Here is a 24,040-nt window from a genome sequence, read left to right as displayed (position 1 = left end):
TCAATGAGTTAGTTTGTAGTGAAAATGGAATAAGCATTGTGATGCTGATTGCGCCTATCGGGGTGTTCGGTCTGATGGCCGATGCCATCGGCACCTATGGCTTTGATGTGTTGACTGTGGTGATGAAGCTGTTTGTGGTCTACGTGGCGGCCATTCTCATCTATGGCTTCGTGGTCTACCCGGCGCTGGTCATGCTGTTTTCCAACACGCCGGTGCTGCGTTACATGAGTGCGATGAAGAAGGCGCAGGTCGTGGCCTTCTCGACCGCCTCTTCCATGGCTACGCTGCCCGTTAACATGGAAGTGGTGGAAAAAGAGCTGAAAGTCTCCAACGCTACCGCCTCTTTCGTGCTGCCCCTTGGCGCCACTATCAACATGAGCGGTAACGCCATCTATTACGGTCTGGTTGCCATCTTCTTTGCCCAGGTCTTCCAGATCGATCTGAGCATGGGGGCATGGGCTGCGATCATCATCACCTCGACCCTGGGGGCCATTGGTCAGGCCGGGGTGCCGGGGCCGACCTTCCTGGTGGTGGCGGTGCTGCTGGCGGCCGGCATTCCCATCGAGGGATTGCCGCTGCTGTTCGCCCTCGATCGTATCTTCGACATGGTGCGCACTGCGCTTAACATTACCGGTGATGCGGCCTGCGCCATCATCGTCGATAAGTACAGCCCGGATTACGATCCTGAGCGCTGGACCAAGTCGGCATGATAAGACGCAGATAATGAGAAGGGGCCTTATGGCCCCTTCTTTTTTGCCTCGGCATCACGGCCCAGCGTCTCCAGCGCTTCACGGCAGCGCTGCTCGGCGGCCTCCAGCTCCAGCAGCACGATGCGGATATCTTCCATCTGCTGCTCGAGGCTATCGCGGCGCTCGTCAATCAGCGCCAACATGGTGGTGAGCTGGGAGCGACTGCTGCGATCGGCATCATAGAGATCAAACAGCTCGCGGATCTCCGCCAGGCTAAATCCCAGCCGTTTACCGCGCAGGGTGAGCTTGAGGCGAACCCGATCCTGACGGCTGTAGATGCGGGTTTGCCCGCGTCGAGTGGGGTGCAGCAGCCCCTGATCCTCGTAGAAACGGATGCTACGGGTGGTGACATCAAACTCCCGCGCCAGATCGCTGATGCTGTAGGTGTGTTGATCTTCCTTGTTTCCCATGCTCATTCCACGCGCTGTCCATCGTGCATGGCACCTTACCCAAACCCTTACAGGGGTGCAACCGGTTGTCTTGTAAGGGAGAAGTGATAATGTTGTGAAAATGTAAACAAGGAGGGGCCGTCATGGACGTGGTGATTGTCGAGGCGCTGCGCACGCCGATGGGCAGCTTTATGGGGGCGCTGGCGACGGTCAGTGCGCCGCAGCTCGGCGCTTGTGTGGTGGCTGAGCTGCTGGCTCGCAGCGCCATCGCGCCGGCGGATGTGGACGAGCTCTACATGGGAAATGTGCTGCCAGCTGGCGTGGGGCAGGCGCCGGCGCGTCAGGCCGCGCTGTTGGGAGGGCTTGATCACCGCGTGCCGTGCACCACGATCAACAAGGTGTGTGGCTCGGGGATGAAGAGTGTCATGCTGGCTGTCAGTCAGCTGAGACAGGGCGAGGGGCGGGTGATGATAGCGGGGGGCATGGAGAGCATGAGCCGCGCTCCCTATCTCATCGATAAGGCTCGCTCGGGACTGCGTATGGGCCACCATAGCCTGCTCGATCACATGTTTCTCGACGGGTTGCAAGATGCCTACGAGGGGCAATTGATGGGCCACTATGCCCAGCACATGGCGGATCGGCATGGTCTGACTCGCAGTGCCATGGATGAGTATGCCATCCGCTCACTGGAGCGTGCCCGAGCGGCTATCGACAGTGGCGGGTTCGAGCGAGAGCTGGTGCCGGTCAAGGCAAAAGAGCCGCGGTTGCTCGCGGTAGACGAACAGCCTGGGCGAGCCAGCATCGACAAGATAGCCCAGCTGAAACCGGCGTTTGGCGAAGGGGGAACCATCACGGCAGCCAATGCCAGTTCAATCTCAGACGGGGCGGCAGGGCTGCTGCTGATGCGTCGGGATGAGGCGCAGCGACGTGGCTTGAGACCTCTTGCGCTTATCCGTGGTTACGCCAGCCATGCGGCAGCACCGGCCGATTTTACCACCGCGCCCATCGGGGCGGTGAATATGCTGCTCGAGCGCCTCCAGTGGCGTGTGGATGAGGTGGATCTGTTCGAGGTCAATGAGGCCTTTGCCATGGTTGCCATGCTGGCGATGCAGGGGCTCGGGATCCGTCATGAGCAACTTAATGTGAATGGGGGAGCATGTGCCCTCGGGCATCCGCTTGGTGCCAGCGGGGCTCGCATTCTGGTGACGTTGACTCACGCCCTGCGGGCTCGAGGGTTGCGCCGTGGAGTGGCAACGCTCTGCATCGGTGGGGGAGAGGCGACGGCGATTGCCGTGGAGTGTGAATAACATCGGGAGGCCGTCAAACATCAATCGGCTCGTGTGAATGCCGCGCTCGCGGTACCGAGCAAATCAAAAGGCGCCCGTAGGCGCCTTTGCTTATCGATGATGAGATTAAAACATCATGTTGAATTGGGCCGAGGCGAGGAACGCATCGCCATGAGAGGAGCCCTGCCAGCGCGGCTCGCCCTCGTGAGTGATCATGCCCTCGTTGACCTTGACCTCTTTGCCATCGATGTACGTCATACCGAAATCGATGCTCATGTTCTGGTCGATATGATAGGTGGCACCGGCGCTGTACCAGACCCGATCTGAATCAGGGATGCTCAGGCTGCGATACTCGGAGCGGATCGGCGTGGTGTCATAAGCAAGACCGATGCGGGCCTCCCAGCTCGGATTGACGTACCAGGTTCCACCGATGGAGTAACGCCAGCTGTCTTTGAAGTTCTCTTCCTTGAGCAGGCAGACACCATTGGCGCAGTCGTTGCTGGTGGCGCGCAGCTCATTGAAGGCGCTCCAGTCGGTCCAGTTGACCGAGTAGTGCACGGCAAAGCGAGGATCGATGCGGTGGTAGGCCGCAAACTCAGCCATCGCGGGCAGTTCAAGGTTCAGGGAGCCATCCACCTTCTGCATGCCGGAAGAGGTGCCCTTGTAGTCACCCTTGAACTTGATGTCGACTTTGGAGCGGTAGGTCAAGGCGACGCGGTGGTCTTGATTGAACTCATAGAGCATGCCGGCGTTCCAACCGAAGCCCCAGTCATCGCCCTTGAGATGGCTGACGTTGGTATTGGCAGGGATGGGCTGGCCAGCCAGCGCCGGCAGAACACCAGCATAGCGGTTGAGTTCCGCTTCGGCATAAACCAGGTTCAGACCAGCACCCAGACTGAAACCAGGGGCGGCGCGATAAGCCAGGTTCGGGTTGATGTTGAAGGTGGTCAGTTCGGTACTGCCGCCAACGGTGCCGGCGTTGTAACTGCTGGGGTACTCGGTCGAGAGGCCATAGTTGGTGAACATGGCCAGGCCCCACACCAGATCGTCCTTGATCGGCTGGATAAAATAGGCTGCCGGGACGAAGGCATCAGGGGCGATGTTGCTGCGACTGGCCTTAGCCAGCGGCATGCCACCATAGGTCACATCACCATCTACATCGACATCCGGGCGGATATAGGTTCCCGCGATGGAGAGGGCCATCTTGTCGAAGCGAGTCATGGCGGCAGGGTTGCGAGCCAGCACCGATGCGTTGTCGGCAATGGCCGCCTCACCAGCATAGGCACGCCCCAGACCGGAGGCCGAATGTTCGTTCAGCTGAAAGGCCGCAGAGTGGGCCTGGCTGCTGGCCAGTGCAACGGCGACGGTGAGGATGCTCTTCTTGAAAAAGGCAGTAGTCATAGTGTTCTCTCTTATTTGGGGATCTTTCGCTGCCAGATGGTGGCTTGATCCACTGTTTTTTCAGCTTCTTCCATAATTACCGGCATGATTCTATGGATCTGGTAAGAGGTAAGAAATCAGACCAGTAGTGAGAGAATACACAAAAGATAATCAAGTGTTAATGGTTTGTTTTATGTTGTGCTATTAACGAGCGAAATGCGCGTTATCTCAGCATGTTGGCCAATAAATGACAGATGTTTTTTCCTCTGCCACCAACCGCTGTTTGACTCAGTGACAGCCAAACAGCGGCTGGTCAGCAAAATTGAGTGGCATCGGCAGTACCGGTTGCACGAAGTGGGCAAGCGCGCCCGAGCGGCGGCTGGCCTGCTCCAGTTTACGGTGATCCAGACAAACGCCTGCCGGTAACCAGCTGATCACCGCACTGAAACAACCGTTCCCTAAGCTGGTTTCGAGGGTGCGCTGCCAATCCTTAACCCTGGACTCGCCGATGACCAGCACATAGCGTGGATCAATGCCCTTGCTATGCAGCGTCTTGGCGCTGACGCCTCCTGGCGGGGCGATCAGCAGAACCCACCCTTTCTTTTTATGGCTGATGTCGGCAAGGCGGGGCAGAAGATCATCCGTGCCGCTCGGTTGTTCCAGTTGCTGGGAGAGGCAGTATTGATGAAGCGGCCATTGTGAATGCATCGCGGGTGACTCCTTGCTCGACATGGGGGATATCATGGGTGCAAAAGCACTGTATGTGTATACAGTATATGACTGTATTCGCTTGTGCAACAGGTTCTGTACTGGGAGAGGCCAGGTGGACAGGGGTATGCTTTGTGCTCACTCTTTACCTGTCACCATCAGCAAGGGAGAGACATCATGGACGCCAGCCAACTGCAACGTATCGAGGTCAACATCCTGCTCGGTATTGTCAATGAGAAGCTCCGGCTCGAATGCGATTCCTTGGCGGAGTTGCAGGCTTACTACGGGCTGGATCAAGGGGAACTCACCGAGCGCCTCTTAGCCAGCGGCTATCGATATGACCCTCTGAACAATCAATTCAAGAGCCTGTGAACGACGTGAAATCGCTTTCTTAATGAGGGATTTGAACTATTAATTTAGCAAAAGGCATAAAAGTTAAAATCATGAAAACCTATTCACCCGCAGCACGGTCGTGAACGCATTTATCTGTATGATAAATATCAATAAAAAATTCCATCCATTGCGCTGAAAAAGAAAGGGTTTTCATTATTTAAAAGGCATTTTAAGCCGCCAAAGTGTGACTTTGGTTCACTTTTATTGTGTTTTGTTTCGATACTATCCTCACTACGCGTGGCATCCATGATAATTACAGTTTTCCCACAGCGGGACAGGCCACTCAGTTTCAGTAACGAAGGAATAAGGTTATGGCAAGCAAGAAGAAGACCGACATTGCACTGGATAAGGAGCAACTGAAGGCGAGCATTGTGCATCACCTTCGCTCCACCCTGGGCACCTGCGAAGAAAAGGCTTCTCAAGAATCCTGGTGGAAGGCGACGGCTGCGGCGGTCAATGAACAGGTGTACGAGCGTCTGACCCGTACCCAGCAGACTCACCGCAAGCAAGACACCCGCGCAATTCATTACCTGTCGGCCGAATTCCTGATGGGGCGGCTGACTTCCAACAACCTGCACAACCTCTCTCTTTATAAGGTGTGTGATGAGGCGCTGCGCGAGCTTGGCCTGGATCTGGCTGATCTGTGCGAATGCGAAGCGGACATGGCGCTGGGTAACGGTGGCCTCGGCCGTCTGGCTGCCTGCTTCATTGACTCGCTGGCTACCCTGAACTATCCGGCCATCGGTTATGGCCTCCACTATGAGCACGGCCTGTTCCGTCAAGAGATCAAGGATGGCCGTCAGATCGAGCGTCCGGACTCCTGGCGCGAATATGGTAACCCCTGGGAAATCTGCCGCCCCGAGTCGGTGCAGGAGATCCCGCTCTACGGTTACGTTGAAACCGTCTTTACCGAAGATGGCTCCATGAAGAAGGTGTGGCACGCCGGTCGCAAGATCAAGGGTGTGCCCTGGGATATCCCGGTCGTTGGTTTTGGCGGCTCCACCGTCAACATCCTGCGTCTGTGGGAATCGCGTGCCTCCGAGTTCTTTGACTGGGACGTGTTTAACGCCGGTGGTTATGTCGACTCGCAAGCCGAAAAGGCGCAGGCAGAGACCATCTCCAAGGTGCTCTACCCCAACGATGAGACCGAAGCCGGTAAGGAACTGCGCCTTATTCAGCAGTATTTCTTCTGCGCCTGCTCGATCAAGGACATCATGCGCCGCTACAAGCGTGCCCATGGCAGTGACTTCAGCACCTTCGCCAGCCAGGTCGCCATTCAGCTCAACGATACCCACCCAACCGTGGCTATCCCCGAACTGATGCGTGTGCTGCTGGACGAAGAGGGGCTGAACTGGGATCAGGCCTGGGAGATCTGCTATCAGGTCTTCGCCTATACCAACCACACCCTGCTGCCGGAAGCGCTGGAGAAGTGGGCTGTGTATCTCTTCGAGCGCGTACTGCCGCGTCACCTTGAGATCATCTATGAGATCAACCGCCGCTTCCTCTCCGAGAAGGTCGAGGCAGTATGGCCGGGCGATGACGCCATCAAGGCCAAGCTCTCCATCATCGAAGAGGGTGATCAGCGCAAGGTGCGCATGGGTAACCTGTGCGTGATCGGCTCCAACAAGGTCAACGGTGTGGCCGAAGTCCACTCCCGCCTGGTGCAAGAGGACTTGTTCCCCGAATTCGCCCAGATCTGGCCGAACAAGTTCTGCAACGTGACCAACGGTGTGACTCCGCGTCGCTGGCTGCTGGCCTGTAACCCTGAGCTCGCCTCTTTGTATGACGAAGTCGTGGGCAAGGAGTGGCCGCTCAAGCTGGATCTGCTGCGTGGCGTTCTCAAGATGGCCGACGACAAGGCGTTCCAGAAGCAGTTCATGAGCATCAAGCGCCGCAACAAGGAGAAGCTGGTCAAGGTTATCAAGGCCGAAACCGGGATCGATGTCAGCGCCGAGGCGATCTTCGACATCCAGATCAAGCGCCTGCACGAGTACAAGCGTCAGCAGCTCAACCTGCTGCACATCATGGCCCTGTACCGCCGTCTGCTGGCCGATCCGGACTATGACATGCACCCGCGTGTGTTCATCTTCGGCTCCAAGGCAGCGCCGGGTTACAAGCTAGCCAAGGACATTATCTACGCCATCAACAAGGTGGCTGAGCGAGTCAACAATGATGCGCGCATCAAGGACAAGCTCAAGGTGGTGTTCATGCCCAACTACCGCGTCAGCCTGGCAGAGAAGCTGATCCCGGCCGCCGATGTCTCCGAGCAGATCTCCACTGCCGGTTATGAGGCCTCCGGTACCGGCAACATGAAGCTGGCCCTGAACGGTGCCCTGACCATCGGGACGCTGGATGGTGCCAACATCGAGATTGCGGAAGAGGCAGGTGAAGAGCACTGCGCCATCTTCGGTCTGACCGTGGATGAGGTGAAGGCCATGAAGGCGCGCGGTTACAACCCGTACGACTTCTACTACGGCAACTCCGAGATCAAGGCGGTGCTGGACTGGTTCGATACCGACTACTTCACGCCGGGTCGTCCGGGCGAGCTCTCCTCCATCAAGCGCGCACTGCTTGAAGGTGGTGACACCTACTTGGCTCTGGCTGACTTCGACTCTTACTCCGAAGCGCACAAGAAGCTGGATGCCTGGTATCGTGACCCCGTGCTGTGGGCCAAGAAGGCTATCATCAACTCGGCAACCATGGGCAAGTTCAACTCTGACCGCTCCATCCAGGATTACGTGGATCAGATCTGGAGCCTCAAGAGCTGCAAGGTAGACTGAGCGCAACGCTAAATTCAAACCCCGCCATCTGGCGGGGTTTTTTTATGCGCCGTTTTCGTGTGATGGCTGGGCCACGCCGCCATGCCCAACGAGGCTATTCAAGGCGCGAGCCTTATCCCTGTACGGGTTGCTGCGCCGCCCTCATCGATGCCTGCCTGTGGCCTGGCGATCGCAGCTGCATGGGGCACGAAGAGAGGATGAGGCCATGGCAAGGATAGGGAGTGCAGGGGGGCTTGGCTAGGCCGGCCCTTATCGTCAGGGCTGGGTGGGGGCAAAGAAAAAGGGCCCCGCAGGGCCCTGATCCGCAAGGTGTTAGAGCAGTATGTTACCAACGAAGTAGGCGAGCAGGGTCAGGATCACGGTAAAGACCAGGTTCAATACCAGCCCTGCGCGCATCATCTCGCGCTGCTTGATGTGGCCACTGGCAAAGACAATCGCGTTCGGCGGGGTGGCCACCGGCAACATGAAGGCGCAGGAGGCGCCAACGGCGATCAGCACCGAGATGACGATCGGGGAGACCCCCAGCGCCTCGGCAACCCCGGCAAACAGCGGCACCAGCAGGGCGGCGGTGGCGGTGTTGGAGACCAGCTCGGTCAGGAAGACCACGAAGGCCGTGAGACAAAGCAGGATGATAAACAGCGGCATACCCGACAAGGTGCCCGAGAGGTGCTCAGCCAGGAAGGCGTTGGCACCGGTCTGCTTGAGAATGGCGCTCAAGGTCAGGCCACCGCCAAACAGCATCAGCACACCCCAGTCGGTGTTTTGGTTAATGTCATCCCAGGTGGCGACCCGGCTCACCGCAATGGCCAGTATGGCGCCCATGGCGATCAGGGTATCGAGCTGGGCTATCCCCCCTAAGGCTTGCGAGATAGGCTGCGAGCCAATCCACAGCAGTACCGTGGTCAGGAAGATAGCCAGGGTGACCTTGCGCTGCCCGGTCCAACGGATGGAGACCGCTTCACTCTTGACCTGGTGGGACAGGTTGGGGCGCATGACCAGATAGAGTAACCCAATGCCGACCGGCATGAAGATCAGCACAACCGGAATACCGAACTTGAGCCAGTCGGTGAATCCAAGACCCATCTGGGCGGCGGCAATGGCGTTGGGCGGGCTGCCCACCAAGGTGCCGATGCCACCGATGCTGGCGCTGTAGGCGACGCCGAGCAGGACAAAGACCAAGGTGCGGCGCTCCTTGTGGACATCCAGCCCTTTGAGCATCCCCAGGGCCAGCGGCATCATCATGGCAGCGGTGGCGGTGTTACTGATCCACATGGAGAGCGCCGCCGTGATGGTGAAAAGGACGATGGCACCCCAGCCGAGGTGCCCCTTGGCCAGTTGCATCACCTTGGCGGCAATCTGGGTATCGAGCCCTTGTTTGGAGAGGGCGGCCGCCAGCGCAAAACCACCGAAGAAGAGGAACAAGACCGGGTTGGCAAAGTCGGTGAGCGACTTGCTCATCTCGAACACCCCGAGCAGGGTGGCCAGCACCGGAATGGCGAGGGCGGTGATGGTGATATGCACCGCCTCGGTCAGCCAGAGCACGGCGATGAAGATGAGGATGGCCAGCCCCTTGTTGACGTTGGCATCGGAAGGGAGCCAGGCCAGCAAGGCGGCCAATAGCAGGAGATCGGCAATCAGTATGCCGGACTTGATGTCCAGCCACTGGCGAGGAGCTCGCGGTGCAAGCGGGTCGGGCTGAAGTTCAGGTTGTTTTTGCACGTTCATGGCCTCGGTAGGTTTTTGGTTGTAGTTGTGTTACCGATGCTACGTGATTGTTCTGGCGCGGGGGTAGCCTGTTACGTTTAAAACATGCCGCGACTCACAGTAATCTCCCTTTTCTACCGCTGGCCGACCCGGCTCGGCCAGCATAATCTGTTTAAACGCCGGTCAATTCCAGCAGCCACTCCTTAAACAGTGAAGGGGGCAGTGAGCCACTGCGCTGGGCCAACATTTGTCCCGAACGAAACACCATCAGGGTCGGAATGCTGCGAATGGCGAAGCGGGCGGCCAGCGCTTGCTGCTGCTCGGTATCGAGCTTGGCAAAGCGGATCTTGGGCTCCTGCTCGTGGGCCATCTGAGTGAAGACGGGAGCAAACTGCATGCAGGGGCCGCACCAACTGGCCCAAAAATCGATCACCACGGGAATGTCAGAGGCGATCAGCGTATCGATATTCTCGGCTGTCACGGTAAGGGGGGTATGGCTGGCCAGCGGCTGGTGGCAGCGGCCGCAACGCGCCTCATCGGGGGCCTTGCCGGTCGGCAGGCGGTTCTTGGCCAGGCAGTGGCTGCAATAGGTGATCATAAAGAAGGCTCCTATGGAACTGACGAGACGGCAGCATAACATGCACCCGCGTTCTCCCCCAGCCGGGGGCCATGCAATAAATGCGACGGCTTTTTGTTTATCCCTCGTTACAATGGCGCCACCGCCTTCATCTCCCGAGGAGTGCTCGTGTCTGTCTTCTTCCGGCTCGGCTGGTTTTTCCGTGAACAGTGGCGACGCTATCTGACCGCCATCGTGTTGTTGATGGCGGTGGCTGGCCTGACTGCCATTCCGCCCAAGGTGGTGGGCTCTGTGGTCGACTGGGTGGCCAGCGGCGAGCAGGCCGAGCGGCTGCCTGGCGCCCTCGGTCTGCTGCTGGTGTTGGGGCTGCTTATCTACCTGCTACGTTATGTCTGGCGGGTGATGTTGTTTGGCTCCTCCTATCGGCTGGCCTTCGTGCTGCGCAACCGGTTGTTTAGCCATTTTGCGGTCATGAGCCCCGACTTCTATCGCCGGCATCGCACCGGCGATCTGATGGCCCACGCGACCAACGATATTCAGGCGGTCGAGATGACGGCCGGCGAGGGGGTGCTGACCCTGGTCGACTCCTTCATCGTGGGCCTGCTGGTGCTGACCATCATGTGCACCCAGTACTCCTGGCAACTGACCCTGCTGGCGCTGCTGCCACTGCCCATCATGGCCCTGTGCATGAATCGCTTCGGCAAGCAGATTTATAAGGAGTTCAAGCAGGCGCAGGCGGCGTTTTCGCGGCTCAATGACAAGACCCAAGAGGCCCTCTCCGGGGTGCGGGTGCTCAAATCCTACGCGGTGGAGACGCTCGAGGATCAGGCCTTTGCCGAGCTGACCCGCCAAGCGGGGGAGCGCAACATGGCGGTGGCCCGCATCGATGCCAAGTTTGATCCTGTCATCTACCTCTGTATCGGCGGCTCTTACTTTCTGGCGGTGGCCGGCGGCAGCGTGCTGGTGCTGCGCGGCGCACTGACCCTGGGGGAGCTCACCAGCTTTACCATGTATCTTGGCCAGCTCATCTGGCCCATGTTTGCCATCGCCTGGCTGTTTAACATCATCGAGCGCGGCAGCGCCGCCTACTCGCGCATCGAGTCGTTGCTGGCAGAGCAAGGCGCCATCCGCGAGCCCGACACGCCGCTGCCCTTTTCGGCGCCGCTGCCACTGCAACTGGCGCAGATCGCCTGGCAACTGGAGGGGCGAAGGCTGTTGCATGACATCTCGTTTACGCTCACCGCCGGCGAGATGCTGGGGATTGTCGGGCGTACCGGCGCGGGCAAGAGCGCCTTGCTCAAGCTGCTGATGCGTTATACCGACCCGGATGAGGGGAGCATCACCATGGGGGGGCTACCGCTCCAGCGGCTGGCCCTGAGCGAGCTGCGCCGTCAGTACGCCTATGTGCCACAGGAGCCGTTTCTCTTCTCCACGACCATCGCCGCCAACATCGCGCTGGGCCGGCCACGGGCGAGCCAGGCTGAGATTGAACGGGTGGCCAGGGTGGCCTGCGTTCACGACGACATCGAGCGTTTTCCCAACGGTTATGCCACCGAGGTTGGCGAGAAGGGGGTGACCCTCTCCGGCGGGCAGAAGCAGCGCATCGCCATCGCCCGCGCCCTGTTGCTCGATGCCCCGATTTTGCTGCTCGACGATGCGCTCTCGGCTGTGGATGCGCACACCGAGCAGGCCATCTTGCGCGCACTGGGGCAAGAGCGGCGCACCTTGATTGTCGCCTCGCACCGCATGACGGCGGTTGAGCAGGCCGGTGAAATTCTGGTGCTCGAGGGGGGCGGCGTGCGCGAGCGAGGCGATCACGACAGCTTGATGGCGCAAGGGGGATGGTACTCAGAGATGGTGCGTTACCAGCGTCTCGAGCAGGATGTGGAGGAGGGGCTGTGAATCCGACCGTTCAACGTCTATTGACCTATGCCATGGCGCATCGGAGCTGGCTGCTGCGCGGGCTGGGGTGGCTGCTGCTGGCCACCATGGCTGAGGTGGCGGGGCCGCTGCTCATCAAGATCTTTATCGACGACCATCTGGCGGTGCGCAACATGGTGCCGGGCGCCGTGCTGGCTCTGGCCGCCGGTTATCTCGGCCTGCAACTGCTCTCAGCCTTGGGGTTTTACCGCCAGTCGCTGCTGTTTAACCGAATTGCCCAGTCCGTGGTGCAGCGGCTGCGTGAGCAGGTCTTCTCCACCGCCATTCGTCTGCCGGCCAGTTACTTCGATCGCCACCGCTCCGGCGCGCTCATCTCGCGCATCACCAACGACACCGAGGCGATCATGAGCCTCTACGTGCAGGTGATCGGTCAACTGGTGCAAAAGTGCGTGCTGCTGCTTGGCATCCTCTGCTCGATGGCGCTGCTCGATCTGCACCTGATGCTGGTGTGTGCCCTGTTGCTGCCGGCCGTGCTGGCGGTGATGTGGCTCTATCAACGATTGAGTGTGCCGGTGGTGCGCACCACCCGCAGCCTGCTTTCCGAGATCAACAGCCGTCTCAACGAGTCGTTGCAGGGGATGGCGGTGATCCAGGCCATGGTGCAGGAGCGACGCTTTGCCGAGGAGTTCTCTGCCGTTAATGGCGAGCACTGGGCTACCCGGATCCGCGGCCTCAAGATCAACGGGCTGCTGCTGCGCCCGCTTATCGATCTCTTCTATATGCTGGTGCTGATCGGCCTGCTGGCCATCTATGCCAGAGAAAGTGGCCAGAGCAGCCCGATCCAGGTGGGGGTGCTCTACGCCTTCATCAGCTATTTAGGGCGGATGATCGAGCCCATCATCGAGATGACCAACCAGCTGGGCCAGTTGCAACAGTCCATGGTGGCCGGTGAGCGGGTCTTCTCACTGCTAGACGAGCCGCGCGAGAGCACGGTGGGAAGCCCGTTGGCACTGGAGGGGCGGATCAGTTGCCGTGATCTGGGGTTTAGCTATGACGGTGTTCACCCCGTGCTGGAGGGCGTCAGCTTTGCGGTGCGTCCCGGCCAGATGCTGGCACTGGTCGGCCATACCGGCAGCGGCAAGAGCACCATCATCAGCCTGCTGATGGGTTTCTATCCCTTGGCGCAGGGGCAGTTGTGCTTCGATGGTCACCCCATAGCGCAGTTGGGGCTGGCCAGCGTGCGCAGGCAGATAGGATTGGTGCAGCAAGATCCCTTCATCTTTGCCGGCTCCCTGGCTGATAACCTGCGTTTGGGGCGCACCAGTATCGACGATGCGCGGCTCTGGCAGGTGCTCGAGGAGGTGCAGTTGGCGGCGTTTGTCAGGGCATTGCCGGCGGGGCTGGAGAGTGCCCTCGACGAGGGGGGCCGAAACCTCTCGGCCGGTCAGCGGCAACTGCTCTCCTTTGCCCGGGCGCTGGCCTGCGATCCGAAGATCCTCATCCTCGACGAGGCGACCGCCAGTGTGGATTCCCAGACCGAGGCCGCGCTGACCACCGCGTTAGCCTGTGCCCGGCGTGGACGCGCCACCATTGCGGTGGCCCATCGTCTGTCGACCATTGTCGATGCCGACGAGATCCTGTTGCTCTCGCGTGGTCGGGTGCAGGAGCGAGGCCGGCATGAGACGCTGATGGCGCAAGAGGGTCATTATGCCCGTCTGTTTGAGATGCAGAGCCAAGGGGCCTGGCTGGAGCAATCGGGTGAGCAGGCCGGGCAGCGCGCCTGATATAGACAAGGGGGGCTTAGGCCCCCCTTGTTGTTGAGAAGGAACATCAACGCCCTCTATCGAACACACCCAGAGCGAACATGCGCGTGCTGATACCCCGTCCTGATAGGAGCGGAGCTGTTGGGTGGAGGCGTGGCTGGTGGAAGATGAGCGCAGTCGGAGAGGGGAAGAGCGTGTTGCCTGCAAGAGGGTGAGACACCGAGGTGAGCGCGCTCTTATTCGGGGAGGAGGGATAAGTGATCGGGGCGAGCGAAGTGGAAGCGCCCGCCTAACCGGTTCGCCGTGTGATGGCGACGAACCGATGGCGCGCGTTTCGCTGAGGTGAGTGCTTGAGGCCGCGCCTCAGGGCTTGACGACCACCTTCATGCCGTTGAAGTTGACGACCTGCTCGGCTCTGATCTTGCCGCGCTTGCGGGTGTCGACCTGTCCATCCACCTCAACCAGTCCTTCGGCGATCAACTGCTTGGCCTGACCGCCACTGTCGGCCCACCCTTGGTGCTTGAGCAGATCGCACAGCTCGACAAAAGGGTGTCCTTCCAGATTGAAGGTTTCCATGGGGGATCTCCCGATAATGAGAAAAACGAGGGGCCATTCTAGGGCTGGCGCCGCCTGGAGGCAAATGCCGGACGTAGCCTGTCGCACTTCACCACCTGGTGGCTTGGCGTTCTGGGGGAGGGGAGTAGACTGCATCCCGAATCGTCACGGTTTGGAGATAATAACGATGAAAGCATGTGTACTTCCTCTGGCGCTGCTGTTTGCCACTCTGCCCAGCTGGGCGACTACCCCTGTTCAGCTCTCCCTGCCTGGAGTGAACCTGCCCTCTGATAATCAAGTCAAGGGATTGCGTTTGTCCGCTCTGTATGGCCGTACCAGCGATGTGAGCGGTGTTGATATCTCTTTACTGGGCCTGTCCGATACCGACAGCTTTACCGGTGTTCAGCTGGGGGTCTTCTTTGGCGCCGGTCATGTGCGCAGCCAATTCAAAGGGGTTGCGCTGGGGCTGGCCAACTGGCACGAAGGGCACGACACCGGTGTCAACGTGGGCCTGGTGAACCTGACCAACAATGTCGAAGGGCTCAACTTCGGTGCGGTCAACGTGGCCAAGGGGAACGCGCTGGCCAACGTGGGTCTGGTCAACTATGCCGAGCGCACCACCTTCCAGCTCGGTTTCATCAATGCCACCAAGCATCTTGATGGCTTGCAGATCGGTCTGGCCAACTACGCGGAAAACGGGATCTTCCCGCTGCTGCCGCTGGTTAACTTCAAGAAATCCTTCTGATCCTCTTCACCTGCCAGATCCCATCCGTTACCCTGCGCAGCCATGGTGCTGCGTAGGGTAATGAGGATGTTTGATGCGATCGGGTTGGGCTGGGATGTCGGTGGCTGGCAAGGACAGTCACAAGCGATCGCCGCAGTGGGATGGCGGCGTGGCGAGCCCCTCCAGTGGTTGGGGATCTCCACGGCATTTCGATTAAGTTCACGCTCCACGCCGACGCTTGCCCATTTGCTGATGCCGGCGCTGCGTAGCGAAGAGCGCCTCTCCTGGGTGTTATCAGCCCCTGCGGTGACGCTTGGGGTGGATGCGCCTCTGGCTTTTCCCCGTGCGTTATGCGCGCTGCTTCAAGGCCAGGAGACGGCGCCCCCCCTCATTCCCGAACGTGAAATCGACAACCCCTATGCATACCGGGAGTGCGAGCGCTGGCTGCATCAGCACTACGGCAAGAAGCCGCTTTCAGCCAGCTTCGATCGGCTGGGCAACAATGCCACGCTGGCGATGACACTGCTACGAAGCTGGAATATCCCCATCTTACCGGTACAACCGCAGCAGGAGGGGATGGTTGCGATAGAGACCTATCCGGCACTGGCGAAGCCTAATGGCAGAAGAGGCCAAGCAACATCCGCACTGCACGCCCTATTGCCGAAAGACGTGATAGCGGGAAGCGATCCTTACGACGCGGCGCTTTGCGCCCTGATGGCCCTGCAACATGCGGCCGGGGGAAGGTGTGATGCGCTGCCAAGCCTGGTCTTTGCGCCTCCCGAGATGCTAAAAGAGGAAGGATGGATCTACCATTTCGCTTCGTGATAAGCCGGTTGGTTATGGGGGCTCTGTGCTGACCATTTCTCTGCGGCCCATATCTCGGTGGCGATCTCTGATCTTCACGCTGTTATGGCAAAAGAGCGACCGTTGTCATGAAGTGCGAGGGACGTCGGAAGAGAATATATGCCATCACACCAGTATTTATTATAAAAAGCGAAGGACAAACGAGGGCCACCTCTGCAACCCAATCTCCATCCATTTTCCACCAGCATGTCGAGCGTGGGGCCATAAGGGGTGAAAGCGGTTGACCCTCTGTCAGCCATATGCCAGCCTCGTCTTCGTCAATACAAGCGTGGAAGCAAATAATAATGGCGCAACATAGCGAGGCCGTGACGGCCAAATATCGACTCGATTATCAGGCTCCTCACTATCTGATCGACACGCTGGATCTGGATATTCAGCTAGGGGAGGAGCAGACCTTTATTACCGCCATCTCGCGGGTTCGTCGCAATGGTGAACACAACGAGCCGCTGCGACTCGACGGGGAGGCGTTAATCCTGCGCGCCATTGCCGTCGACGGCAGGCCGTTTGCCGATTATCGGGAGGTCTCGGGGGGGCTGGAGCTTGCCAATCTGCCGGCCGAATTTGTACTGACCATCGAAACCGAGATCAATCCTGCCGCCAACACAGCGCTCGAAGGGCTCTACAAATCCGGGGATGCCTTCTGCACCCAGTGCGAGGCCGAAGGCTTCAGGCGCATCACCTATTACCTCGACCGGCCGGATATCCTGGCCCGCTACAGCACCCGCATCAGCGCCGACAAGAGCAAGTACCCTTATCTGCTCTCCAACGGCAACAAGGTGGCGAGCGGCGATCTCGACGGTGGTCGCCACTTCGTGCAATGGCAGGATCCCTTCCCCAAACCCAGCTACCTGTTCGCGCTGGTGGCCGGGGACTTTGACGTGCTGCGCGACACCTTCACCACCCGATCCGGGCGCGCGGTGGCCCTCGAGCTCTTCGTCGACAAAGGCAATCTGGATCGGGCCGGTTTTGCCATGGAGAGCCTCAAGAAGGCGATGAAGTGGGACGAAGAGCGCTTTGGCCTCGAGTATGATCTCGACATCTACATGATCGTGGCGGTCGATTTCTTCAACATGGGGGCGATGGAGAACAAGGGACTCAACATCTTCAACTCCAAGTTCGTGCTGGCCAACCCCGCCACCGCCACCGATCTCGACTATCACGGCATCGAGCGGGTGATCGCCCACGAATACTTCCACAACTGGACCGGCAACCGCATCACCTGCCGCGACTGGTTCCAGCTCAGCCTCAAAGAGGGGCTGACCGTGTTTCGCGATCAGGAGTTCTCCTCCGACGTGGGATCGCGTCCGGTCAATCGCATCAACAACGTGCGCACCATGCGCGGCCCCCAGTTTGCCGAGGATGCCGGCCCCATGGCCCATCCGATCCGCCCGGATGTGGTGATCGAGATGAACAACTTCTACACCCTGACCGTCTACGAGAAGGGGGCTGAGGTGATCCGCATGCTGCACACCCTGCTCGGGGAGGAGACGTTCCAGGCCGGTATGCGCCTGTATGTTGCTCGTCACGACGGCACGGCCGCCACCTGCGAGGATTTTGTGGCGGCGATGGAAGAGGCCTCCGCCATCGATCTCGGTCGATTCCGCCGCTGGTACAGTCAATCGGGGACGCCCGAGCTGACCGTGCGCAGTGACTACGACGCGGCGCGCCAAGAGCTGCGCTTGCATGTGACCCAGCATACGCCGCCGACCCTGGATCAGGCCGAGAAGCTCCCCCTGCACATTCCTCTTGATATCGAGCTCTACGGTGCCGATGGCCGAGTGCTGCCGCTTATCATCGGCGGTCAGACGCAGCACCAGGTGCTGGATATTCTGGAAAACGAGCAGACCTTGGTCTTTGAACAGATCAGTGAGCCGCCCGTTATCTCTTTGCTGCGCGACTTCTCCGCACCGGTGCGCCTCGATTACCCCTACCGCGAAGCAGAGCTGGCCTTTCTCATCCGCCATGCCCGCAACGACTTCGCCCGCTGGGATGCAGCGCAGATCCTGCTCAACCAGGCGGTGGTCGCCAACGTGGCACGGGCGCAGCGCAATGAAGCCATCCATTTCTCCCCGACGCTGCTCGCCAGCTTTGTCAGCGTGCTGGACGATGAGCGCCTCGAACCGGCCTTCAAGGCCGAGCTGCTGACCCTGCCGGGCGAGGGGACCCTGGCCGAGCTGTTCGAGCAGGCCGACATCGATGCCATTCATGCGGTGCGCCAAGCCTTGCAACAGGCACTGGCCGAGGCCTTTGGGCCGAGTCTGGCCAGCTGGCATGCCCGCCTCAAGGCCGAACGCTTCGAGATAAGCCACGCTGCGGCGGCCAGACGGGCGCTGCGCAACGTACTGCTGGGCTATCTGGCGGCCCGCGATGGGGCCGGCGCCGATAACTTGGTGGCGGTGCAGGCTCGTGAAAGTGACAACATGACCGACCTGCTGGCCGCGCTACAGGTGGCCAATGCCTTCCTGCTGCCTTGCCGTGAGCCATTGCTGGCGGAGTTTGAACGCAAGTGGGCCCACGATGGGCTGGTGCTCGACAACTGGCTGCGGCTGATTGGCACCAAACCGGCAGACAAGGTGCTAGATGAGATCAAGGCGGCGATGGCCCATCCGACCTTCAGCATTCGCAACCCAAACCGGGTGCGCGCGCTGATCGGCAGCTTTGCCGCCAGCAATCCGGTGCAGTTCCACGCCAAGGATGGCAGCGGCTATCGCTTCTTGGCCGATCAGCTCATCGTGCTCAATGAGGTGAATCCGCAGACCGCCTCGCGAATGATCACGCCGCTGATCCAGTTCAAGCGGCTCGATGCCGGGCGCAAGGCCCTGATCCGTGCCGAGCTGGCGCGCCTGGCAGCCCTGCCAGGGTTGGCGGTCGATCTGTTCGAGAAGATTGACAAGGCTCTGCAACAGTCATGAAGAGGGGCGGCGTGAGCCGCCCTGGTTTTTGAGTGAGCTATGAAACAGTACACCTTCCGACTCACCCTGCCCGCCGACGAGGTACTGCGCATCTACCAGGGGCAGGCGCGCAAACTGATCGTGCGCAGCGATCAGGGGCCAGTGCTGGAGCTGGCCGCCGAGCGGCTGCGCCCTTTCGTCACCCCTGAGGGGATCTACGGCCGCTTTTTGCTCAAGACCCAGGATGACCATCGCTTCCTGGCGCTGTCGCGCATTGATTAACAACTCAGTCACACTTCCCCCGTCACTGCCGACGTGTATATGGTAAAACCCGCACATAGGCAGTGACTTTACCTGTTATCTTGCTTATCAAGTAGCATATCTCACGAGTCAGGTTGTGATCCTGTCCGTATTTTTAACACCTTGTTATCACCTCGTCTCGCCATGTTGCATGCTTGGGATTACACTCGCGCTGACCCTAGTACCCAGAGCGACATCCTGTCGTCGTGCGGTGTGAAGTCCGCTAAGGAAAACCACAATGGCATTAAAAGACGCCCCCATTTCCGTCCTGCTTGAAAACGTTATCCAGCTTATCTCCCAGAAAGTGTCTGCTACCCGCGCCCCCTTGGTGGAGCGCTTTGTTGCCAAGCTTTACGGCAACATGGGCAGCGACGATCTCGTCGATCGCAACAACAGCGACCTGTACGGTGCGGCCATCAGCCTGTGGAATGCGCTCAATGAGCGCACATCCGCTGGCCCCTGGATCCGGGTTTACAACCCGGAGCTGACGCGTCATGGCTGGCAATCGCCGCACACCATCGTCGAGATGATAGTGCCGGACAGCCCCTTTCTGGTGGACTCCTTTCGCATGGCGCTCAAGCGCCTCGGCATCACTGCGCACATGATGCTGCACCAGCCGCTGCACCTGGTGCGTGGGAAAGAGGGGGAGGTGAGCGAGATCCTCGGCATGGGCAACACCGATGGCCAGACATCGGTCGAGACCATCTTCCTTATCGAGATCGATCGCCTCACCGACGACGCCCAGATGGCGGCCCTTGCCACCGAGCTGCACTCGGTCGCTGATGAGGTGGCGCTGGCGGTGGGGGACTGGCTTTTGATGCAAGATAAGCTGCAAGCCATCATCGACGAACTACCGACCCGAGCCTGCCCGAATGCGCGTGAGGAGATCGATTCGGCGGTGGCGTTTCTCAAGTGGGTGGCGGCGCACAACTTCACCCTGATGGGGTATCGCCGCTATGACGTCAAGACGGTGGAAGGGGATCACGAGATCACCCCGGTGGCGGGCTCGAGTCTGGGATTGATGAAGAACTCGGTCAAGGAGGGGGGGATGCGTCTGGGGGCCATGCCGGCCAGCGCCCGTCATGCGGCCCTGAGCCAGGATCTCTTGATCCTCACCAAATCCAACAGCAAGTCACGGGTGCATCGCCCCGCCTACATCGACTACATCGGCATCAAGCGCTTCGATGAACAGGGTAAGGTGATCGGCGAAGATCGCTTCATCGGCCTCTATGCCTCCTCCATCTACAACACCAGCGCCACCCTGATCCCGCTTATCAACCGCAAGGTCGAGCGCATCATGGCGGCCTCGGGCTTTGAGAAAGGCTCCCACGCCTACAAGGCGCTGCTCAACGTGCTCGAGACCTATCCCCGTGACGAGCTGATCCAGGCCAGCGAGAGCGAGCTGCTCGATACCGGCCTCGGCGTGCTGGAGATGCAAGAGCGCGACATGCTGCGGCTGTTTGTGCGCCGCGATGTGTATGGCCGCTTCTTCTCCTGCATGGTCTATGTCACCAAGGAGCGTTACAACACCGCGCTACGGGTCAAGACCCAGCAGATCCTGCAGCACTACTTCGGTAGCCAGGAGGAGGTGGAGTTCAACGTCTATTTCACCGAAGGGGTGCTGGCCCGCACCCACTACATAGTGCGCGTCAACAACAACAACGTGGATGTGGATGTGAACGAGATCCAGAACAACCTGATCGAAGCGGCTCGCAGTTGGGACGATCGCCTCGATGCCGTGCTGCTCTCCCATTTTGGCGAGGCCCGTGGCAATACCCTGCGTCGCCGTTTCAGCGCCGCCTTCCCGCGCGCGTATAAAGAGGAGGTGCTGCCGGGCTCCGCCGTGGCCGACATCATCCAGCTCGAGGCGCTCGATGAGCAGAGCCCGCTCGGTATGCAGTTTTACCGTCCGCAGGAGGAGAGCGACGCGCGCAAGGTGCGCCTCAAGCTGTTCCAACAGCATGAGCCTATCCACCTCTCCGACGTGTTGCCGATGCTGGAGAACATGGGGCTGCGCGTGATCGGCGAGACCCCTTACCAGATACGCAACGGCGCCGGTGAGCGGTTCTGGATCCTCGACTTTGCCATGATCTTCACCGGCAAGGCGCTCGATTTGGAGGAGTGCCAGTCTCGCTTCCAGGAGGCGTTTGCCGCCGTGTGGTACCAGCGTCTGGAAGATGACGGCTTCAACCGCCTGGTGCTCGGTGCCGGCCTCAGCGGGCGCCAGGTCTCGGTGCTGCGCGCCTATGCCAAGTACATGCGCCAGACCGGCGTCTCTTTCAGCCAGGCCTATATCGAGGAGACCCTGACCCGCTATCCCGAGATAGCCCGCGCCCTGTTTACCCTGTTCGAGCTGCGCATGAACCCGGCGCTCCCCCGTGACGAGAAGGCGGAGCAGGCGTGCCATGGGGATCTCATCGCCTGCCTGGATCAGGTGGCCAACCTCGATGACGATCGCATCATCCGCCGCTACATGGAGATGATTGAGGCCACGTTGCGCACCAACTTCTACCAAAAAGAGGGGACAGGGCAGGAGAAGCCCTACATTTCGTTCAAGCTGGCGCCGGCCACCATCTCCGAGATGCCGCTGCCGCTGCCCAAATTTGAGATCTTCGTCTACTCCCCCCGGGTCGAGGGGGTGCACCTGCGTTGGGGCAAGGTGGCGCGCGGCGGTCTGCGCTGGTCCGATCGCAAGGAGGACTTTCGCACCGAGGTGCTGGGGCTGGTCAAGGCCCAGCAGGTGAAGAACACCGTCATCGTGCCGGTGGGCGCCAAGGGGGGCTTCTACTGCAAGCAGATGCCGGCAGGAGCCAGCCGCGCCGCCATCCTGGAGGAGGGCAAGGCCTGTTACCGCCTGTTTATCCGCGGCCTGCTCGATGTGACCGACAACATCATCCAAGGAGAGGTGATCCCGCCCCAGGCGGTGGTGCGCCACGATGAGGATGACTACTACCTGGTGGTGGCTGCCGACAAGGGCACCGCCACCTTCTCCGATATTGCCAATGAAATCAGCCAGGAATATGGCCATTGGCTCGGCGATGCGTTCGCCTCCGGCGGCTCGGTCGGTTATGACCACAAGAAGATGGGGATCACCGCGCGCGGCGCCTGGGAGTCGGTCAAGCGCCACTTCCGTGAGATGGGGGTTGACTGCCAGAGCACGGACTTTACCTGTGTCGGGATTGGCGACATGGCCGGCGACGTGTTTGGCAACGGCATGCTGCTCTCCCGGCACATCCGCCTGGTGGGCGCCTTCAACCACATGCATATCTTCGTGGATCCCAACCCGGATGCAGCCAACAGCTTCACTGAGCGCCAGCGTCTGTTCGAGTTGCCCGGCTCGACCTGGGATGACTATGACCAACGCCTCATCTCCCAAGGGGGTGGCGTCTTCCCGCGCTCGGCCAAGTCGATCACGCTCTCGCCCGAGATGCAGGCTCTGCTGCACACCGACAAGGTCAGCATGGCCCCGAACGATCTCATCAAGGCGCTGCTCTGCCTCGATGTGGATCTGCTGTGGAACGGCGGCATCGGCACCTATGTCAAGAGCAGCAAGGAGAGCCACGGCGAGGTGGGGGATCGCAGCAACGATGGTCTGCGGGTCAATGGTGGTGAGCTGCGTGCCCGCATTGTGGGCGAGGGGGGCAACCTCGGCTTTACCCAGCGCGGGCGCATCGAATACGCCATGCAGGGGGGGCGCATCAACACCGACTTCACCGACAACGTGGGCGGGGTGGATTGCTCCGATAACGAGGTGAACATCAAGATCCTGCTCAACCAGCTGGTGGCGGCCGGCGAGCTGACCCTCAAGCAGCGCAACCAGTTGCTCTATGAGATGACCGAAGAGGTGGCGCAGATTGTCATCAACAACGCCTACCGCCAGTCCCAGTCCATCTCGGTTACCACCTATCGCGGTGACGAGCAGCTCAAGGAGCAGCAGCGCTTTATTCAAAGCCTGGAGCGGGAAGGCAAGCTGGATCGGGCGCTGGAGTTTCTCCCCAGCGACGAGGAGCTGGCCGAGCGGATGGCCGCCGGGCAAGGGCTGACCCGCCCCGAGCTGGCTGTGCTGGTCGCCTATGGCAAGATGGTGCTCAAAGAGCAGCTCAATGTGCCGGAGATCACCGAAGATCCCTTCTTCGCCCGCATGTTGATCAAAAGCTTCCCCACCTTGCTGCAACAGCGCTTTGCGGACGCCATGGCACAACATCCGCTGCGCCGCGAGATTGTCGCCACCCGGGTGGCCAACCTCCTGGTCAACGACATGGGGCTCAACTTTGCCAGCCGCATGAAGGATGAAACCGGCGCCAGCGTGGCCGAGGTGGCGCTCTGCTTCGCCATGGCGCGGGAGGTGTTCGGCTTCGATGCCCTGTGGCGAGCCATTGAGGCGCTCGATAACCGGGTGAGCGCCGATATACAGCGGGAGATGATGTTCTACAGTCGCCGCATTTTGCGCCGCGCCACGCGCTGGTTCTTGCGCGCCCGTAATCGCAACTGGGGCATTGAGGAGACGGTGGCCTTCTTCCGTCCCGCCTTCGAGCAGCTCGCCGAACACCTTTATGAGGTCATGGAGCCGAGTGAAGTCGACGAGCACAAGGAGAGCGTGACCCGTCTGGTCGGGGAGGGGGTACCCGAGGCGCTGGCTCGTCAGGTGGCCCACATGAGCAGCCTCTTCTCCGCCCTGGATCTGGCTCAGGTGGCCGCCGAGCAGCAGGTGGAGGTGCTGCGGGTGGCGGATGTCTACTATCGTCTCGGCGCCCGGCTCGAGCTGCACTGGTTCTTGACCCAGATCAACCACCAGCCGGTGGCCAACCACTGGCAGGCGATGGCACGCTCGGCGTTTCGCGAGGATCTCGACTGGCAGCAGCGAATGCTGACGTCGGTGGTGTTCGAAGGGTGCAAAAATCAGGGCGAATGCGCTACCATACTGGCCGACTGGATCACGGAGCATGAACAACTCCTGTCCCGCTGGACCCATATGCTGGCTGACTTCAAGACCACCAATACCCATGAGTTCGCCAAGTTCTCGGTGGCCTTGCGGGAGTTGAACCTGCTCCAGTTGAATTGCCGAGCATCGGCATAAAGACAACAAGCCCCGGCAT

16 protein-coding genes and 1 pseudogene are annotated in these 24,040 nt (G+C 60.1%); 11 read left to right on the top strand and 6 right to left on the bottom strand.

The features are described 5' to 3' along the window. Positions 1–29: 29 nt before the first annotated feature. Positions 30–710: pseudogene (locus tag BN1134_RS03095) on the top strand (dicarboxylate/amino acid:cation symporter); the annotation flags it as partial. Positions 711–736: 26 nt separating this feature from the next. Here the strand turns inward: BN1134_RS03095 and BN1134_RS03090 are convergent. After that, positions 737–1,159, bottom strand: a complete 423-nt coding sequence (locus BN1134_RS03090) for a MerR family transcriptional regulator (RefSeq protein WP_042045285.1) — start codon at positions 1,157–1,159, stop codon at positions 737–739. Between the two features lie 122 nt (positions 1,160–1,281). On the opposite strand from BN1134_RS03090, the gene BN1134_RS03085 reads away from it, so the two are divergent. Continuing rightward, a complete protein-coding gene (locus BN1134_RS03085) occupies positions 1,282–2,445 on the top strand; it encodes a thiolase family protein (protein ID WP_042045186.1) in 1,164 nt (387 codons plus the stop codon). A gap of 105 nt (positions 2,446–2,550) precedes the next feature. Here BN1134_RS03085 and BN1134_RS03080 read toward each other — a convergent pair whose 3' ends face one another. Continuing rightward, positions 2,551–3,825, bottom strand: a complete 1,275-nt coding sequence (locus BN1134_RS03080) for an outer membrane protein transport protein (protein WP_042045185.1) — start codon at positions 3,823–3,825, stop codon at positions 2,551–2,553. A 267-nt stretch (positions 3,826–4,092) separates the two neighbouring features. After that, positions 4,093–4,512, bottom strand: coding sequence for a hypothetical protein (locus BN1134_RS03075; protein WP_052449405.1), 420 nt, complete (start codon positions 4,510–4,512; stop codon positions 4,093–4,095). Positions 4,513–4,689: 177 nt separating this feature from the next. Here BN1134_RS03075 and BN1134_RS03070 point away from each other — a divergent pair, with 177 nt between their 5' ends. Continuing rightward, positions 4,690–4,884 carry a DUF4250 domain-containing protein gene (locus BN1134_RS03070; protein ID WP_042045183.1) on the top strand — a complete coding sequence of 65 codons (195 nt, stop codon included), beginning with the start codon at positions 4,690–4,692 and terminating at the stop codon, positions 4,882–4,884. Positions 4,885–5,216: 332 nt separating this feature from the next. Beyond that, positions 5,217–7,685, top strand: coding sequence for a glycogen/starch/alpha-glucan phosphorylase (locus BN1134_RS03065; RefSeq protein ID WP_042045182.1), 2,469 nt, complete (start codon positions 5,217–5,219; stop codon positions 7,683–7,685). A 312-nt stretch (positions 7,686–7,997) separates the two neighbouring features. On the opposite strand, the gene BN1134_RS03060 is transcribed toward BN1134_RS03065, so the two are convergent. Both BN1134_RS03060 and trxC read right to left on the bottom strand, forming a co-directional pair. Then, entirely contained in the window at positions 7,998–9,404 is a 1,407-nt protein-coding gene (locus BN1134_RS03060; RefSeq protein WP_232300586.1) for an SLC13 family permease, read from the bottom strand. A 157-nt stretch (positions 9,405–9,561) separates the two neighbouring features. After that, positions 9,562–9,987, bottom strand: coding sequence for a thioredoxin TrxC (gene trxC / locus BN1134_RS03055; RefSeq protein WP_232300585.1), 426 nt, complete (start codon positions 9,985–9,987; stop codon positions 9,562–9,564). 147 nt (positions 9,988–10,134) lie between these two features. On the opposite strand from trxC, the gene BN1134_RS03050 reads away from it, so the two are divergent. Both BN1134_RS03050 and BN1134_RS03045 read left to right on the top strand, forming a co-directional pair. Then, entirely contained in the window at positions 10,135–11,868 is a 1,734-nt protein-coding gene (locus BN1134_RS03050) for an ABC transporter transmembrane domain-containing protein (protein WP_042045179.1), read from the top strand. Beyond that, positions 11,865–13,631 (top strand): ABC transporter transmembrane domain-containing protein, encoded by a 1,767-nt coding sequence (locus BN1134_RS03045; protein ID WP_042045178.1) that lies wholly within the window; start codon positions 11,865–11,867, stop codon positions 13,629–13,631. Before BN1134_RS03050 ends, BN1134_RS03045 begins: the two co-directional genes overlap by 4 nt. A 342-nt stretch (positions 13,632–13,973) precedes the next feature. On the opposite strand, the gene ybcJ is transcribed toward BN1134_RS03045, so the two are convergent. Next, positions 13,974–14,186, bottom strand: coding sequence for a ribosome-associated protein YbcJ (gene ybcJ / locus BN1134_RS03040; protein WP_042045177.1), 213 nt, complete (start codon positions 14,184–14,186; stop codon positions 13,974–13,976). 166 nt (positions 14,187–14,352) lie between these two features. On the opposite strand from ybcJ, the gene BN1134_RS03035 reads away from it, so the two are divergent. From BN1134_RS03035 to BN1134_RS03015, 5 genes are all read left to right on the top strand, one after another. Continuing rightward, on the top strand, positions 14,353–14,910 hold the full coding sequence (locus BN1134_RS03035; protein WP_042045176.1) for a VC2662 family protein: 558 nt from the start codon (positions 14,353–14,355) through the stop codon (positions 14,908–14,910). A 60-nt stretch (positions 14,911–14,970) separates the two neighbouring features. Continuing rightward, positions 14,971–15,714, top strand: coding sequence for a DUF429 domain-containing protein (locus BN1134_RS03030; RefSeq protein WP_042045175.1), 744 nt, complete (start codon positions 14,971–14,973; stop codon positions 15,712–15,714). A 323-nt stretch (positions 15,715–16,037) separates the two neighbouring features. After that, entirely contained in the window at positions 16,038–18,665 is a 2,628-nt protein-coding gene (pepN, locus tag BN1134_RS03025) for an aminopeptidase N (protein WP_042045174.1), read from the top strand. A 39-nt stretch (positions 18,666–18,704) separates the two neighbouring features. After that, positions 18,705–18,926, top strand: coding sequence for a DUF2835 family protein (locus BN1134_RS03020; RefSeq protein WP_042045173.1), 222 nt, complete (start codon positions 18,705–18,707; stop codon positions 18,924–18,926). 256 nt (positions 18,927–19,182) lie between these two features. Beyond that, the gene (locus BN1134_RS03015; protein WP_042045172.1) at positions 19,183–24,021 is read left to right on the top strand and encodes an NAD-glutamate dehydrogenase; all 4,839 of its coding nucleotides are present in this window, start codon (positions 19,183–19,185) and stop codon (positions 24,019–24,021) included. Positions 24,022–24,040 lie beyond the last annotated feature (19 nt).

This window comes from Aeromonas simiae, assembly GCF_000820125.1.
Taxonomy (GTDB): domain Bacteria; phylum Pseudomonadota; class Gammaproteobacteria; order Enterobacterales; family Aeromonadaceae; genus Aeromonas; species Aeromonas simiae.
This window is presented reverse-complemented; position numbering and strand designations above follow the sequence as displayed.